Here is a 15,301-nt window from a genome sequence, read left to right as displayed (position 1 = left end):
GCTATTCGGCGGCGTCGGATTGGAGCGCAGTCGTCGAAGGCGCGCGCCGGAAGCTCGCGCCAGGATGTGTCGTGTGCAACCGCGGGCCGCGTCCCGGGAACAGCTTTTCGCGTAGCGTGCCGTCGCGATAGGCGGTCTTGTAGACGCCGCGCGATTGCAGCTCCGGCACCACGAGGTCGACGAAGGCGTTCAGCGACTCCGGCGCGACCAGGCGGAACAGGTTGAACCCGTCGACGTCGGTCTCGTCAGCCCAAGCGATCAGCTCGTCGGCGACGTCCTGCGGCGAGCCGACCACGAAGGGCGAGCGGGCGCCGGCGCGGCTCAATCTGGCGAGGTCGCCGACATTGACCGGCCGGTCGCTCCGGACCGTGAAATTCTCGACCATCGACTGGATGGCGTTGCTCTCGACATATTTGATCGGCTGGTCGGGCCGGTAGGTCGAGAAGTCGATGCCGGTCCAGCCCGACAACAAGGCGAGCTGGCCGGTTTGATCGACATGCCGTGCGTAGTCTTCGAGCAGATCATTCGCCTCAGACCGCGTCGGCGCCACGATCACGGTCGCGCCGGCAAACAGGCGGATGTCGTAGGGATCGCGGCCATAGGTCTTGGCCGCTTCTCGAATCTCGTGGACAGCGCGTGCGAGGATTGGCTTGGTCTGACCGTTGAGAAAGATCGCTTCCGAGTGCCGGGCGGCGAAGGCGCGGCCGCGCTTCGAGGTGCCGGCCTGATACAGCAACGGCGTTCGCTGCGGCGAGGGCTCGGCGAGATGGATGCCGTCGACCTTGAAGTAGGGACCATCATGCAGAACCCGGTGGAGCTTGGCGGGATCCGTGAAGACGCGGCTGCCGCGGTCGCGGCGAACCGCATCGTCCTCCCAGCTTCCCTCCCATAGCTTGTAAGCCGCGGTCAGAAAGTCCTCGGCCGCGTCATAGCGCTCGTCATGGGCGCGACCAGCCGGAAGGCCCATCCCACGCGCGCCGCTGTCGAGATAGCCCGTGACGATGTTCCAACCGATCCTGCCCTTGGTGAGATGGTCGAGCGTCGAAAACATACGCGCGAGTTGATAGGGATGCTCGAAGGTCAGGTTCGATGTGATGCCGAAGCCGAGATTGCTGGTGACGAGCGCCATGGCGGATACGAGCAGCGTCGGATCCGCGTTCGGAAGCTGCACCGCATGCAGGGCGGCGGTATCGGCCGTGCCGCCATAGACGTCGTAAACGCCGAACACATCTGCCAGGAAGATGCCATCGAGAAGTCCGCGTTCCGCGGTCCTGGCGTAGTCGACCCAATAATCGAGCGTGTTGTAGTCGATGGACGCATCGCGCGGATGAGACCACAGGCCCGCCCAATTGTGGCTGGGCGCAGTCATGTTGAAAGCGTTAAAGCGCAGCTCGCGCGGTCTCGTCATGGTCGGGCCCAATCGTCAATCGCAAAGAACATCTGTTCGCGTGAGCATTTTTAACATTTTGCACGAGCGAGTTTGTTTCCAATTCGGTGAAGGACCGGGAACAAACGCGTTGCGAAGCTGCAATGACGCAGCACGCGCATCGCTATTTTTCAGACACGCTCGACAGCAGCAGAATCCGACCGCATCATTTTCGTCGACAAGCACGGCTTGCCGCGCATGGCGCGCTCTCGAGATCGAAAGGGATTGCAGATGACCTTGGAGACCCGGAACTTCGAGACGCTGGCGTTGCATGGCGGATCCTACCGCTCCGACCCCGCCACCGGCGCGGTCGCGGTTCCGATCTATCAGACCACGTCGTTCCAGTTCGAGAATGCCGATCACGCCTCGCGCCGGTTCGCGCTCGAGCAGCTCGGACCGATCTACACCCGTATCGGCAATCCAACCCAGCAGGCCTTTGAGGATCGGCTTGCTGCACTCGAGGGTGGGGCGGCCGCCCTCGCAGTTGCCTCTGGACAGACGGCTTCCGCCTTCGCGATCTTCAACATTGCCCAGGCCGGCGACAATATCGTGTCCTCGACCGCTCTCTACGGCGGCACCTGGACGCTGCTATCGCAGACCCTGAAGCAGTTCGGCATCGAAGTGCGCTTTGTCGATCCCGCCGATCCCGAAAACTTCCGTCGCGCGACCGACGCCAAGACGCGCGCTTATTTCGGCGAGACGCTTCCGAATCCCAAGCTACACGTATTCCCGATCAAGGAGGTCGCGGACATTGGCCGCTCGCTTGGCGTGCCGCTGATCCTCGACAACACGGCGTCGCCGCTGATCGCACGCCCGTTTGAGCATGGCGCTGCGGTGGTGGTCTATTCGACCACGAAGTATATCGGAGGCCACGGCACCGCGATCGGTGGCGCCATCGTCGACGGCGGCAACTTCGACTGGGCCGCGCATGCCGATCGCTTTCCGCTTCTGAACAAGCCCGACGAGGCCTACCACGGCGCGATCTGGACTGAGGCCGCGAAGCCGCTTGGCCCGATCGCCTACATCTTGCGAGCCCGCGTCAAGCTGCTGCGCGACCTCGGCGCATCGATCGCGCCGCAAAATGCCTTCCAGTTCATCCAGGGCCTCGAAACCCTGCCGCTGCGCATCCGCCAGCACAACGAGAATGCGGTGAAGGTCGCGAACTTCCTCGCCAAGCACGCCTCGGTCTCGAACGTGATCTTCCCCGGTCTGCAAAACGGAGAGAACCGGCGCAGGGCGGACGCCTATCTGAAGGGCGGCTATGGCGGGCTGGTCGGCTTCGAGCTGAAGGGGGGCGTCGAGGCCGGCCGTCGCTTCGTCGACGCGCTCAAGCTGTTCTATCACGTCGCCAATATCGGCGATGCCAGGTCGTTAGCCATTCATCCTGCATCGACGACGCATCAGCAACTGACCGCAGCCGAGCAGCTCGCCGCCGGGGTCACGCCCGGCTACGTACGCCTGTCGGTGGGGATCGAGCATCCCGACGACATCTTGGCGGATCTCGGTCAGGCGCTCGCACAGGCCGACGTTGGGGCGCGCAAGGCTGCGTAAGGCACATCATCTGAATCGTAATGGGACTTGAGATCATGAAAATTCTTCGTCGCACCGCCCAGGCCGCAGGTCTCTGGCTTGCTCTCACGGCGGCCGCCTTCGCCGGCGAGCCGCTGAAGATCGCGACCAGCGCCGGCCCGGTTGGGCAATTGGCGTCCTTTGCCGCCAAGCTCGCCAAGGAGAAAGGGCAGGACGTCAAGATCGTCGAGCTGTCGGACTGGGTGGCATTGAACGAGGTCGTGAACAGCGGCGATGTCGACGCCAATCTGTTCCAGCATGCAACCTATCTCGCGCTTCAGAATAGGCAACGCGGCTTCAACCTTGTGCAGGTCGACAAGGTCGGCGTCATTGCGCCGGTCGGCCTGTTCTCGAAGAAGATCAAGAAGCTCGACGACATCAAGTCCGGCGACAGCGTCGCCATTCCGAACGAGCCGCTCAACGGCGCACGCGGGCTGATCCTGCTCGAGCGGGCCGGGCTGATCAAGCTGGCGCCCGGTAAGGGCTTCTCGGTCAGCAAGTTCGACATCATCGAGAATCCAAAGAACCTCAAGATCGTCGAGCTCGACCCCGCCCAAACCTATCGGTCGCTCGACGACGTAACGTTGGCGCTCGTCAACATCACCTACCTCATTCCGGCCGGCGGGGATCCCAAATCTGCGCTCATCGTCGACCGCACCGTTGATGACGGGCTCGTGCTGCGCTTCACGGCCCGGCCCGACAAGAAGGACGATCCGCGCCTGAAGGCATTTATCCAGGTGTTCAACTCGCCGGAAGTGAAGCAGTTCATCGAGGAGAAGATCCCGGCCTTCATCCCGGCGGGGTTCAGCAGCTAGGAGAGCGCCGTCCGTTGGGAAACTGCACCATGATCTATGTCGTCGACGTCAATCAGATGAGCTTTGCCTTCGTGGCGGGAAGTGAGAGGCACGCATCGGAGATTGCAGGCTCGCCGGGGTTTGTGCAGGCTATGGATCGTTTCTTCCTTCAAGGCTCCAAGGGTTCGAACCATCGTCCGCGTGCTGCGACGGTTCAGGAACTTGCTCTCTTCAACGACATGTCGTCTGAGTTCGCGGATGCCACGGCGGACGTCCTGGTTGCCCGCGTCGGTTAGACGTCGGAACAGATTATCGCTCGATAAGGAGATCGTAGACCATGAGACGTCGCTTGTTGCTCGTGATGGCCGCCTTTGCACTATTCACCGCGCCGGCCTTCGCGGATCAGAAGATCAAGGTCGGGATATCGGGCGGCGATGCCGAAATCATCTGGGCGAAGGTGAAGGAGATCGCGGCCAAGGACGGCCTCGATGTGCAGGTCGTCGTCTTCAACGATTATCTGTTGCCCAATGCCGCGCTGGATGTCGGCGATCTCGATGCGAATGCCTTCCAGCACAAGCCGTTCCTGGACAACCAGATCAAGACCAGGGGATACAAGATCGTCGCCGTCGGCGAGACGATCGTCGCACCGATCGGGCTCTATTCCCGCAAGGCGAAGTCGGTTGCCGAGATCAAGGAGGGGGCGTCGATCGGCATCCCCAACGATCCGTCGAACGGTGGCCGGGCCCTGCGGCTGCTTCAGGCCGAAAAGCTGATCGAGCTCAAGGACGGCGTGGGGATCCTGCCGACCGCGCTCGATGTGACCGCAAATCCAAAGAAGCTCAGGATCCGTGAAATCGACGCCGCCCAACTGCCGCGCAGCCTGGACGACGTCGATGCTGCGGTCATCAACACCAATTACGCCGTCCCCGCCGGCCTCATTCCCGGCAAGGAATCCATCGCAATCGAATCCTCGGTCAACAATCCCTACAGCAACTTCATCGCCGTTCGCGAGAAGGACAAGGATGCTCCCTGGGTCGCGAAGCTGGTGCGTGCCTATCAGAACGATACGGTCCGCCAGACCATCAAGGACAAACTGCCGGGTCAGATACCCGCGTTCTGAACAGATTCAATCCGGAGACGAGCGATGACAAACCCACCTGGCCGTGCCGAGAAGCTATCGAGTTCGGCAGGATCCGTCGTGTTCGATGCGGATGTGCTGGTGCTCGGTGGCGGTCCCGCGGGCACATGGGCCGCAATAAGTGCCGCCGAGCGTGGTGCGCGCGTCGTGCTGGCGGACAAGGGGTTTTGCGGCACCTCAGGCGCGACCGCGGCGGCCGGCACCGGTGTCTGGTACGTCGACCCCGCTCCGGAGCGCCGCGAGGCCGCGATGGCCAGCCGTGAGAAACTCGGTGGCCACCTCCAGGACCGTCGCTGGATGGCGCGCGTGCTGGACCGGACCTACGCCCAGAGCAACCAGCTCGCCGATTGGGGCTATCCTTATCCTTCGGATGACGACGGCAAGCCGCAGCGGAATTCACTCCAGGGTCCGGAATACATGCGGCTGATGCGCAAGCGAACGAAGCAAGCCGGCGTCACCATTCTGGATCACTCGCCGGCGCTCGAGCTCTTGGTGGATGAGAACGGCGTGGTGGCCGGCGCCGCAGGCCTGCGACGGCAGAAAGGCGACCGTTGGGTGGTCAATGCGAAGGCTGTGGTGATCGCCACCGGCGGATGCGCCTTCCTTAGCAAGACGTTGGGCTCGAACGTTCTGACCGGCGATGGCTATCTCCTGGCAGCCGAGGCCGGCGCGGAATTCACCAGCATGGAGTTCTCCAACGCCTATGCTATCTCGCCGGCATTCGGCTCAGTGACCAAGACCCTGTTCTACAGCTGGTCGAGCTTCACCGACGAGGAAGGCAGTGTGATCCCAGGGGCGTCATCCAAGGGCGGCCGGTCGATTATTGCTCGGGCGTTGTGCAAGGGCCCGGTGTACGCCCGGCTCGACGAGGCCGACGCCGAGACCCAGCGGCATATGAGGGTATCTCAGCCGAACTTCTTCCTGCCGTTCGACCGGACCGGCCTCGATCCGTTCACGCAGCGTTTTCCGATCACGCTTCGCCTCGAGGGGACCGTCCGCGGCACGGGTGGCCTGCGGATCGTCGACGACAGCTGCGCGACTACCGTTCCCGGCCTCTACGCTGCGGGCGACGCGGCAACCCGCGAGCTGATCTGCGGTGGTTTCACCGGGGGCGGTAGCCACAATGCGGCCTGGGCAATGTCGTCGGGGTATTGGGCCGGTCAGGGCGCCGCCGAATTCGCGCGACAGCTGGGTACCACAAGCGGGCGTCAGGCATTTCGGCGCGGCAGCGTTGCGCTTCGCTCCGGCAGTGGGCGACCGCTTCAGGCTGACAAGCTCGCCCGGAACGTTCAGGACGAGGTGTTTCCGTACGAGCTGAACTATTTCCGCGAAGCCGGGCGGCTCAGCGAGGCGTTATGGCGTCTGGACGGCTTCTGGTCTGAGGCATCGAATGCCGGCGCGTCAGACGAGCAGGATCTGCTTCGCGCACGCGAGGCCACGGCCATGCTCGCAACGGCGCGCTGGATGTATCGGAGCGCGCTGGCGCGTCAGGAGAGCCGGGGTATGCATCGCCGCGACGACTATCCCGAGCAGGACGACCGCTATCGCCACTACGTGACGACCGGAGGGCTCGACGACGTCTGGACCTCGGCGCGCCCGCTGCGTTCCTCTCAGTACGCGGAGGCCGCGGAATGATCGAGGTCATCGATGCCGAGCGCTGCACGGCGTGCGACATCTGCGTCAACGTGTGCCCCACCAATGTCTTCGACAAGACCGACGACATTCCGAGGATCGCGCGCCAGAGCGATTGCCAAACCTGCTTCCTGTGCGAGCTCTACTGCCCCGAGGACGCGCTGTTCGTCTCGCCATTCGCCGACGCGCCGCAACAGGTCGACGTCGCCGCGTTGAAGGAAGCCGCAGTGCTCGGCAGCTATCGGCGTGCAGTAGGCTGGACCAATGAGAGCCGGCACTTGCGCGATGCGGATCGGAGCTACCGGCTGTTCGGCCATTGAAGTTTACGTCGACTTCGGGAGAACGGACATGACTGGAGATCGCCTGTTCCTGTTGAAGCCCGGATTTGAGGATCCCGGGCAGCCGGGCCGCTTCTTCGTCTGCTCGCACTGCAATGCGATTGCGGGGTTGCTGGCGTCGTTTCCAGGGCTGGCAACACAGATTGAGGTGCAGCGCCTGGGGACGCTTTGAAAAGGGAGCGTGAAGTCCGATCGCGGCGCCGATCAGGGAGGAGGACGTTGTCACCAGGCCCAACAGAGCGGCCATGGCGAGGTAGTAGGGCGACGTCATGAAGCTCCCAATACATCGCGATCGTTCGCCGCAACGTGCCTGCTGCAGCATGATGACGTGCGGGATGTAGGAAAGCGAGAGCGCCTGCGGCGTCGCCGCATAGGAAACTCATATAGACGCACTCAGCCGCAGCTCCGCGTTTCAGGCCGCCCGTTTCATCTGGGCAGAATCCTGCCGATAGGCGGACATGACGAAGCCCTGACGGCATCTGACCCCGGCCTCGATTCGGAAGCCGAGCTGTTCGAGCTTCTTGCGGACCTTGAGCGCGAAGCCCGCCTCGTTCGACTTGATCAGCACCGCGATTGCAGCGGTCGTGCCGAGAGATGGTGCGATCTGGGACAGCGCCATCTCGAACTCACTGAACATGTCTTGCACGGTGATGAGGCCGACGGAAAAGGCCGGCTTACGCAAGAAGATGGAGGGCAGTCCAATTCGGGTGAAGCCGCGCTGGCGCAGCGCCTGATAGAGTTCGGCGCTACCACGGCCCGCGACGATCGCGCGATTGAGATTCGACAGATGGGTGAGCGAGATCATGGTCTCGACCACCTGGTCGCGATCGGTGAAGGGAGCGGGGTGGAGCACGAAGATACTCCTTACAGTAGGTGCGCGGGCGCACTGGAACGAGAATTTGCCCTGAATGGCGCGACCAATATCGTTCGCGGCCAGTATGATTTCGAGGGGACAGGCAGGCTTATCTCATAGGAACGGCATAGGATCGGGACGAGGTTGAGGTGCGTTCAACGTTCGTTGCGCATGTAGGCGCTTCGTGCCGTCACCGATCTCAGGTCGGGCTCCGCACTGCTGCCTGCACCAGGATGGTTGATCGTTGCCTCCGACAGGCGATGGATGCCGGCGTCGATCTGGCGATCCAAGGCATGAAGAATGATGTGCCGCGAAGGCGGCCGTCACCAGGATGAGAAGCCAAGAGCGCAAACCCATGAGACTTCCCCATCCCTGGTGGCGTTGCACAGATCGGACAATTGGAGGGCTGGCCTGAACCGGAGCCTCGCTCAAAAAAGGAGCCCCGGACGTGCCGGGGCTCGAGTGGTTGGAGGTTTGCCGAGAGACTTCAGTATTTGGCGACGACAGGGGCATCCCAATGGAATTTGTAGTTGACGCCGACCAGCGCGGTCGAGGCACGCTGCTGGACGTTGATGACTTCACCCGCGCCGCCGCCAGCCAGTGTGAACGCCCGCGCGCTGTCGTCGAGGAACGACATGTAGTTATACTCGGCGAAGACCGACCAGTTCGGCGCGAACATCCATTCGGCGCCGATACCGATGGTCATGCCGGGCTGCATGAAGCTTGCGGACTCGATCAGCGCGCCACCGGGCGCAAAGACCTGGTTGCGTTCCCGAATGAAGGCCGCACCGCCCTTGAGATAGCCGAGGAATTGCGGCGTCCAGAGATAGCCGATGCGGCCGGTCGCGGTGTAGATCTCTTTCAGGTTGTTCGCTTCGGAGAAGGCGGGGAAGTCGGTCAAGGCGTGGCTGCCCTTGATATTGCCGAAATCGAAGCTGCCGCCGACGCCGAACACCAGATTGCCGGTCTGGAAATCGCAACCGACCTGGCCGCCGCCGATCACGCCGCTGTCCTTCTCGCGGCCGTAGTCGTTCGGTGCAGCCACGCCGCCGACGTCGAGCGCGCGGGCCGTATTCAGCCGTGTCCAGCCGCCACCGACATTGGCGCCGAGGTAGCAGCCGGTCCAGTTGTAGAGCGGAGCGGCAGCCATTGGCCGCGCCTTCAATGGCAGATCGGCAGCGACTGCGGCGCTCGCCGCGCCGAGCCCGATCAGCACACTTGCGACAACAAGAGATTTCAATCGTCCGTACATTCGAGCCCCCTGCATGGCCATGAGGCCAATTCATCTTCGGAGATGATGTTAGGGACAGCGCACGGATTCCGCGATGCCGAAAGGGCTGCTTGAGCGTGCAGAGGTCGCTTTTTGCGCGCGCGTTGTACGCTCGCGACATCGCAAAATGCCGAAAAGAATTAAGGAAAAATAGCTTCCGGACTCGCGGAGTGGTTTCGGTAAATTGAGACGCCGGACATGGCCGCGCGATACGTCGAAGGTCGCCTGAGATTGTATCACTGTGTTTGTGCCGATGGTCCGGTGCGCAATCCCGTCAATCCCTGTCGCGCGTTCGCCAGGCGAAGATGATGAAGATTGCGACAACGGCCGCGCCCGCAAGCATCCAGTACTGGGCGTCGATGCCAAAAACGCTAAATGTTTGAATGAGGAAGTCCACGGCACTCGCCCTTTTGTTGGGCAAGCTACGCGGTTCGGGAATGGAAATATATTATTTTTATACGATGGGTGTTCTGCGCGTCGTGCGCAGGCATGCCAGCACTCGCGGGCGGCGCAAGGTATGGGGCAGCCCTGGTCAGAGCGCGGATCGCGAGGCGCGCTCGATGACCAGTCCGTTGAGGAGATCTTCGAGCGCGATGCGTCCGGCCTCGTGCGCGGCCCGGTGCGAGCGAAACCCGGCTTCACGAAGCCTGATGCCCATCGGCCTGCGCTTGCGCCGGATTTCCCAGGACCAATCCTGACATGCATCGCCGGACCAGGACACGACGACGTAAAAGGATCGTCTTGGAGAAGGGCGAAGCATCAACTCACCCGTGCCGCCACCGGCGCGGCGTCCAGACGGTTCTGAAGGCGATAGCCGACACCCGACTCGGTCACCAGGAGACGTGGCTGGTTGGGGTCGGCCTCGATCTTCTGGCGAAGCTTGCGCACGAGGATCCGAAGGTACTGGATGTTGTCGCGCTGATTGCCGTTCCAGATATCCTTCAGGAGCTGATCGTGGGTGACGACGAGGCCGACATGCATGGCGAGAACGTGAAGCAGCCGATATTCCTTGCGCGTCAGGCGAACCAGGTTGTTGTTCAGCGAGACCGTACGGGTCACGAGATCGACCGACAGCGGGCCTGCGACCACGACTGGATTTTCCGTCGCCGACTTGAAGTACCGCCGCAAGGCGGCCTCGCTTCGCGCCAGCAGTTCGGCCATGCCAAACGGCTTGACGACGTAATCGTCGGCGCCGGCCTGGAGCAGACGTACCTTCTCGTCCTCGCCGGCAGCGACGGAAAGGATGATGATCGGCACGTTGGACCACGCACGGATCCGCTCCAGCACCTCCGCGCCGTGAAGATCGGGTAGCGCCAGATCGAGAACGATGAGGTCAGGTGAACTGAAGGTCGCGAGCTTCAATGCCTCGGTGGCGTTTTCGGCCTCGAGCACGGCGAAGCTGGTGAGCTCGAAGCCGGCGCGGAGGAAGCGCCTGATCTTCGGTTCGTCGTCGATCAGGAGAACGATGTTTGCCGGCTTACTCATCTGTCAGCGCGATCGGTTCGGAGGTGGATGGCTCGAGCGCGGGCAGGGAGATCGATACCGTTGTTCCCTGTCCTTGGCCGCGGCTATGAACCGTGATCATGCCCTCATTGGCCTGGATGAAGGTCGAGGCGATCCAGAAGCCGAGGCCCGACCCCGGCACCGACGCCTGATGTCGCGCGCTTCGAAAGGATCGCTGCCCAAGCTTTTGCTGTTCATCGGCGGTGATACCAACGCCCTGATCGGACACGACGACGTGCACGCGATGGGGCTCGCAACGCACGTCCACGGTGATCGTCGAACCGGACGGCGAATATTTCGCGGCGTTCTCCAGGATCTGCCCGCAAGCCTCCTCCACCAGGCCCGAGTCGACGTGGAGCAGCGGAAGATCATCTGTGAAATTCGCCTCTATCCGATGCGCCGAAAGCCGTCGCGCGCGGCGCGTGATGGCGCCGTTGACGATATCCCTCGGGTCCGCCCATTCGCGGCGCGGGCTCAGTCCGCCCGCGGTGACGCGAGTCGCGCTGAGCAGGTTGCTGATATAGCCGTCGAGATGGCTCGCCTCGTCAGAGATCGCCTCGACCAGCGTTCTTATGCGCGCGTCTCCACGTATGGCTGGAATGGTCTCCAGCACGCTCGCCGAACCCTGGATCGCCGCGAGCGGCGTGCAAAGCTCGTGCGACAGTGTTCCATGGAAGGCGTCGCGTAACATTTGCGCCTGCAGGCGCAATCGCGCGCTCTCCATCACCTTGCCGATGTCGAGGCGCTGCAGCGTCAGCGCGGTCTCGTCGAGGATTGATTGGATCCGTCGAGTCCGCCGTTCAATCGCTGGCTGGGAACCCAGACCGATATTGACCGCGATCACGCCGTGAATAGCGGAATCTGACGAGATCGCCCTGAGCAGCCAGATCTCGCCGCGCTGCTCGTCGACGATGGTCTGCAACCCTGGACCCGCTCCGGAATTCATCGCTGCCGCAGTTGCCTGCACTGAAAGTGGTGCGAAGCGCGACTCAGGGGGTTCGAAATGCCCGTCCGCGGTCGTCACGAACAAAGTTGCCGCGTGGCCGAAGGCGCCCTCGAAATGTTGACGGATGGCGGAAATCAAGTCCGCGACCGTAAAGCAGGAGGCGAGGCGACGCGAGAAGTCATAGAGCGCGTGCATCTCCTTCTCGCGCTGTCGCAACGTGTCCGTTTCCTTGCGCAGCCGCGAGGCCAGATTGCTGCTGACCAGCGCAACGATCAGGAACAGCAGGAGATCGACCGCCTCCTGCGGGTTGTCAACGCGAAAGCTGTAAAGAGGTTCGAAGAAGAAGAAATCCGCGGCTGCCGTGCCCGTGATCGATGCCGTCATTGCCGGCCAGACGCCCCATCGAGTCGCAGCATACATGACTGGAACGAGGTAGGCGATCGGGACCAGGCTTGACGCCAAGGTCGTGCTGAGTGCGAACAGCGCGGTGGTGACCAGTCCGATGCTCAGAACCGACAGCAACACCGGGATCACGTTGCGCCACACGACGACACGCAGCGACGCGACCTCATCCAGGGCCGGTATCCCCGAGGATGGCAATTTGGAATCGGTCTGCCGCACGCTCGTCATCGAAAACATGCGGCCCAGAGGTGGATGAAGAATCAAAGTACGTACTTGCCCTTGCCGACGGCGACATCGAAAGGTCCAGCTCCGGCCGCGTCGGCCGCAACGGGATCAATGGTCAAACAAGACCCGATCGGACAATGTTCGGAAATTCGATTGCTATCGGCATGCGTCGACCAACGGCGCGCACCCGAACCCGTTCAATGTCGTGATGCAGACTCTTCGATGTCGTCAACTACCCGGCGAAGGAACGATGTTCCAGATCGACGTAGAAAATCTATGATGTTGGGAGTGGTCCAACATAAAAAAGAAATAGCCGCAGCCTCCGTAGTTCTACGGAAAAAGTTCGATCCGGACTCCGCGTCAGGCGAAGTCGGGTTCTGATTCCCTCAACGATTGTACCGGGCCTCAGGGCAACGCCGCGATTCGTGGCTGTGAGGCGTCTTATGCCTGCCGGACCAGGCTCGCATATTGCAGGGCGCGCTTCTCGCCGAGAAGCTCCGGCCTAGATGCCCGGTAAAGGCCGGCTTCGTCGGCCGAGCGGGTCTGAGGCAGCGCAAGGGCCGCGACCGCTGCGGCGCTGATCTGCTTGGGCGGATAGAGATAGAAGTCCATCAGCGGCATATGCGGCCCGTGCGCACTCTGTTTCAGGACGTCACGCGCGGTCTCGCCGGCGACCGGATAGATCGCGCTCCATCCGGCGAAGCTGCTCGCCAGAATCTCTAGCGAGAGAATCGTGGTCGCGATCTGCACGAAGCCGTCATTGGCCTTCTTCGAGCTGCGGGTCGTCGAGGCGCGGCGCAGGATTCGGCGAAGCTCAGTGTGCCGTTCGATCAGCGGGCCCAAGCGAAAGTGCCAAAGCATATTGGGCAACGAGGCGAAGCCGTGAACCTCGTGATACGATTCGATCAGGCTGCAACATTGCCGCGTCAGGTTCTTCGGCAGGAAGCCGAGGTCGAACGCGACACCGCCCGCTGTTGTGTTGTCGCTGGCGCGCGCTGCACAAGTCACGGCTTCCATGATCAAACCTCGCGAAGCAAATTTGCCTACGTAGCGAGCTTAGCGAGTCCAGGCATATATCTTCGATCGACAATCTGGCGCACATGCGTAGCAAAATACTAGCTGCGGGAAGCAAGCGGCGCTTGGTTGCGAGTAAGTCGAGCACAGCGCGTCGCGCACTATGACGAAAATGACACAGCTCGAAGCGAACGTTTGCGCTGCATCATCGTTCTAACGGCAAAAGACCACTTTTTCGCTGACGATTTGAGCAAGCGCGGTGAGCATCTGATGCTTACGAATGCAAATGATGCCCGCGAGGCGCCTCGCGCTATTTTATTTTAACGAACGCGCGCCGGAAACCGCATCGCTTTTTTTTGCCCGCCTCACGAAAGATTGCACCTGAAGCTTAACCAAACCGAAAGAGCGCCTGGAAGGCGTCGGTCCAACAGCTTGGGGCAATATGATGAGAAACTATCTTTTGGCGGGCGTATCGCTGGTCGCGATCGGGATTGGCGGCGCCGCCAATGCAGCGGACACGCTTCCGCCCGTGGGGAAGACGTTCTGCGATCCCTACAAGAACTATGCGTGCATGGACTCCTATCTGGGTCAGGACTTCATGACCCGCTTCATCAACTACTATCGGCTCGAATGGGGCCATGAGGCCGCGCCGTCCGATCCGAAGGCGGCGGCGTCGCGCCGCGACGGTTGGCCTGCGACACCGCAGAGCATTCCGCCGATGCCGTTCACCGAATGGCCCTATGGCGGTGCGACCGCAATCGGCGTCACGCGTCCGAACTCGGTCGACAGCCCGCTGATGAACGCGATGAGCAACACGGCCGTCGGGCAGTGGATGAACGACGCGCACATTCAGGTCTATGGCTGGGTCAACGCCGGCGGCAACCTCAGCAACAACACCGTCCGCGGCGGCAATTCGCCGGCGGCATACGACTACAATCCGAACACGGTTCAGCTCGATCAGGCCGTGGTCTATATCGAGCGGCTGCCCGACACAGTCCAGAAGGACCACATCGACTGGGGCTTCCGCATCGCGCCGATCTATGGCGAGAACTATCGCTACACCACGGCTTACGGCTTGTGGAGCAATCAGCTCCTTCAGCAGAACAGGAACTACGGCTATGACATGCCGATGGCCTATGGCGAGGTCTTCATTCCCTATCTGGCCGACGGCCTTCTGCTGAGGTTCGGCCGCTACATCTCGATCCCGGACATCGAGGCGCAGCTCGCGCCGAACAACTACATGTATACGCATTCGATGACGTATACGTTCGACAACTATACGAACACCGGCATCAACGCCTCGCTCGCGCTGAACAAGAACTGGATGATCCAGGGAGGCTTCTCGGTCGGCACCGAAGCAATGCCGTGGCATGTCGGCGCCAAGATCGCCAATCCGAATCCCAATCCGCTGTTCCCGGACAGCACCATGCTGAAAGATCCCGGCGCGCAGCCCACCTTCAGCGCGGCCGTCCGCTACGTCACCGATAGCGGCAATGACGGCGTCTACGTGATCGCCAACGGCATCAACAACGGCACCTGGGGCTACAACAATCTCCAGTGGTACGGGTTGACCTATTATCACAAGTTCAACGATCAGTGGCACATCTCGTTCGAGACCTACAACGAGCACCAGAACAACGTGCTCAACCTCGACAATCCGGCCTCGGTCGCGCTCGTGGCCAGCGGTACACCGTTCTCGCTCGACGTCATGCCCTGGAACGCACCGTTCGGCGCGCATTGCGGCAACGCAACCCAGCTCTCGTGCACGGCGTCGGTCCAGACCTTCCTGACCTACGTGAACTACAGCCCGACGAAGATGGACAACATCTCCTATCGTCTCGAGTGGTTCGACGACAAGCAGGGACAGCGTACCGGCGTGAAGACGCGCTACGTCGAGACCGGGATCGGCTGGCAGCACTGGTTCTCGCCGCAGATCGAGATCCGGCCCGAAGTGTCGGTGTATCACGCGCTGGACGCGCCGGCGTTCAACGGTAACGCCAACTTCGGCATTCCCCCGAACAAGAAGACGGCCGTCATCGGTTCGGCGGACATCATCATCCACTTCTGATTCTGCGGACGGGGGGGGGGGGGGGGCCCCCCCCCCCCGGGGCCGCGACGGGTGAGGGGTTTGCATCCGCGGAGACAGACCCCTCATCCGGCGCGGATTGCCTCCGCGCCACCTTCTCCCACA

15 protein-coding genes and 1 pseudogene are annotated in these 15,301 nt (G+C 62.1%); 8 read left to right on the top strand and 8 right to left on the bottom strand.

What is annotated here, in order from left to right:
- Position 1 precedes the first annotated feature (1 nt).
- Positions 2-1,408, bottom strand: coding sequence for an LLM class flavin-dependent oxidoreductase (locus tag AC0L3X_RS26135; RefSeq protein WP_473316980.1), 1,407 nt, complete (start codon positions 1,406-1,408; stop codon positions 2-4).
- Between the two features lie 249 nt (positions 1,409-1,657).
- Between AC0L3X_RS26135 and AC0L3X_RS26130 the strand changes: the two genes are divergently transcribed.
- From AC0L3X_RS26130 to AC0L3X_RS26100, 7 genes and pseudogenes are all read left to right on the top strand, one after another.
- A complete protein-coding gene (locus tag AC0L3X_RS26130) occupies positions 1,658-2,977 on the top strand; it encodes an O-acetylhomoserine aminocarboxypropyltransferase/cysteine synthase family protein (protein WP_473316979.1) in 1,320 nt (439 codons plus the stop codon).
- 35 nt (positions 2,978-3,012) lie between these two features.
- Complete coding sequence (locus AC0L3X_RS26125) at positions 3,013-3,810, top strand: MetQ/NlpA family ABC transporter substrate-binding protein (RefSeq protein ID WP_084795384.1); 798 nt, start codon at positions 3,013-3,015, stop codon at positions 3,808-3,810.
- Between the two features lie 29 nt (positions 3,811-3,839).
- Entirely contained in the window at positions 3,840-4,085 is a 246-nt protein-coding gene (locus AC0L3X_RS26120) for a hypothetical protein (RefSeq protein WP_063984162.1), read from the top strand.
- 41 nt (positions 4,086-4,126) lie between these two features.
- Positions 4,127-4,909, top strand: a complete 783-nt coding sequence (locus tag AC0L3X_RS26115; RefSeq protein ID WP_063984161.1) for a MetQ/NlpA family ABC transporter substrate-binding protein — start codon at positions 4,127-4,129, stop codon at positions 4,907-4,909.
- Between the two features lie 24 nt (positions 4,910-4,933).
- Positions 4,934-6,562: an FAD-dependent oxidoreductase gene (locus tag AC0L3X_RS26110; RefSeq protein ID WP_231144542.1), complete on the top strand. Its 1,629-nt coding sequence runs from the start codon at positions 4,934-4,936 to the stop codon at positions 6,560-6,562.
- Positions 6,559-6,879 (top strand): 4Fe-4S dicluster domain-containing protein, encoded by a 321-nt coding sequence (locus AC0L3X_RS26105; protein WP_063984159.1) that lies wholly within the window; start codon positions 6,559-6,561, stop codon positions 6,877-6,879. The genes AC0L3X_RS26110 and AC0L3X_RS26105 overlap by 4 nt, the downstream gene beginning before the upstream one ends.
- Before the next feature lie 28 nt (positions 6,880-6,907).
- Positions 6,908-7,057 (top strand): annotated as a pseudogene (locus AC0L3X_RS26100) (DUF3088 family protein); the annotation flags it as partial.
- Positions 7,058-7,309: 252 nt separating this feature from the next.
- On the opposite strand, the gene AC0L3X_RS26095 reads toward AC0L3X_RS26100, so the two are convergent.
- From AC0L3X_RS26095 to AC0L3X_RS26065, 7 genes are all read right to left on the bottom strand, one after another.
- Positions 7,310-7,750: a hypothetical protein gene (locus AC0L3X_RS26095; RefSeq protein WP_081369286.1), complete on the bottom strand. Its 441-nt coding sequence runs from the start codon at positions 7,748-7,750 to the stop codon at positions 7,310-7,312.
- Between the two features lie 487 nt (positions 7,751-8,237).
- On the bottom strand, positions 8,238-9,002 hold the full coding sequence (locus tag AC0L3X_RS26090; RefSeq protein ID WP_187387754.1) for an outer membrane protein: 765 nt from the start codon (positions 9,000-9,002) through the stop codon (positions 8,238-8,240).
- A gap of 292 nt (positions 9,003-9,294) precedes the next feature.
- Complete coding sequence (locus AC0L3X_RS26085; RefSeq protein WP_256376419.1) at positions 9,295-9,417, bottom strand: hypothetical protein; 123 nt, start codon at positions 9,415-9,417, stop codon at positions 9,295-9,297.
- Positions 9,418-9,552: 135 nt separating this feature from the next.
- Positions 9,553-9,780, bottom strand: a complete 228-nt coding sequence (locus AC0L3X_RS26080; protein WP_187387753.1) for a hypothetical protein — start codon at positions 9,778-9,780, stop codon at positions 9,553-9,555.
- Positions 9,780-10,505 (bottom strand): response regulator, encoded by a 726-nt coding sequence (locus AC0L3X_RS26075; protein WP_063984157.1) that lies wholly within the window; start codon positions 10,503-10,505, stop codon positions 9,780-9,782. Before AC0L3X_RS26075 ends, AC0L3X_RS26080 begins: the two co-directional genes overlap by 1 nt.
- The gene (locus tag AC0L3X_RS26070) at positions 10,498-12,090 is read right to left on the bottom strand and encodes a DUF4118 domain-containing protein (protein ID WP_231144543.1); all 1,593 of its coding nucleotides are present in this window, start codon (positions 12,088-12,090) and stop codon (positions 10,498-10,500) included. The genes AC0L3X_RS26075 and AC0L3X_RS26070 overlap by 8 nt, the downstream gene beginning before the upstream one ends.
- A 447-nt stretch (positions 12,091-12,537) precedes the next feature.
- Positions 12,538-13,113, bottom strand: coding sequence for a hypothetical protein (locus AC0L3X_RS26065; protein ID WP_063984154.1), 576 nt, complete (start codon positions 13,111-13,113; stop codon positions 12,538-12,540).
- Positions 13,114-13,555: 442 nt separating this feature from the next.
- On the opposite strand from AC0L3X_RS26065, the gene AC0L3X_RS26060 reads away from it, so the two are divergent.
- On the top strand, positions 13,556-15,178 hold the full coding sequence (locus AC0L3X_RS26060; protein ID WP_084795383.1) for an outer membrane beta-barrel protein: 1,623 nt from the start codon (positions 13,556-13,558) through the stop codon (positions 15,176-15,178).
- Positions 15,179-15,301: the final 123 nt, after the last annotated feature.

Source organism: Bradyrhizobium sp. MI1.7, from assembly GCF_055811795.1.
The sequence above is the reverse complement of the archived record's forward strand: the minus strand, read 5'-3'. Positions and strand labels throughout refer to the sequence as shown.

Bases quoted from the DNA above. Each gene is read 5' to 3' on its own strand.
- AC0L3X_RS26125 (WP_084795384.1), top strand. From the start codon at position 3,013: ATGAAAATTCTTCGTCGCACCGCCCAGGCCGCAGGTCTCTGGCTTGCT.
- AC0L3X_RS26105 (WP_063984159.1), top strand. From the start codon at position 6,559: ATGATCGAGGTCATCGATGCCGAGCGCTGCACGGCGTGCGACATCTGC.
- AC0L3X_RS26075 (WP_063984157.1), bottom strand. From the start codon at position 10,505: ATGAGTAAGCCGGCAAACATCGTTCTCCTGATCGACGACGAACCGAAG.
- AC0L3X_RS26065 (WP_063984154.1), bottom strand. From the start codon at position 13,113: ATGGAAGCCGTGACTTGTGCAGCGCGCGCCAGCGACAACACAACAGCG.
- AC0L3X_RS26110 (WP_231144542.1), top strand. From the start codon at position 4,934: ATGACAAACCCACCTGGCCGTGCCGAGAAGCTATCGAGTTCGGCAGGA.
- AC0L3X_RS26080 (WP_187387753.1), bottom strand. From the start codon at position 9,780: ATGCTTCGCCCTTCTCCAAGACGATCCTTTTACGTCGTCGTGTCCTGG.
- AC0L3X_RS26090 (WP_187387754.1), bottom strand. From the start codon at position 9,002: ATGTACGGACGATTGAAATCTCTTGTTGTCGCAAGTGTGCTGATCGGG.
- AC0L3X_RS26130 (WP_473316979.1), top strand. From the start codon at position 1,658: ATGACCTTGGAGACCCGGAACTTCGAGACGCTGGCGTTGCATGGCGGA.
- AC0L3X_RS26060 (WP_084795383.1), top strand. From the start codon at position 13,556: ATGAGAAACTATCTTTTGGCGGGCGTATCGCTGGTCGCGATCGGGATT.
- AC0L3X_RS26115 (WP_063984161.1), top strand. From the start codon at position 4,127: ATGAGACGTCGCTTGTTGCTCGTGATGGCCGCCTTTGCACTATTCACC.
- AC0L3X_RS26120 (WP_063984162.1), top strand. From the start codon at position 3,840: ATGATCTATGTCGTCGACGTCAATCAGATGAGCTTTGCCTTCGTGGCG.
- AC0L3X_RS26135 (WP_473316980.1), bottom strand. From the start codon at position 1,408: ATGACGAGACCGCGCGAGCTGCGCTTTAACGCTTTCAACATGACTGCG.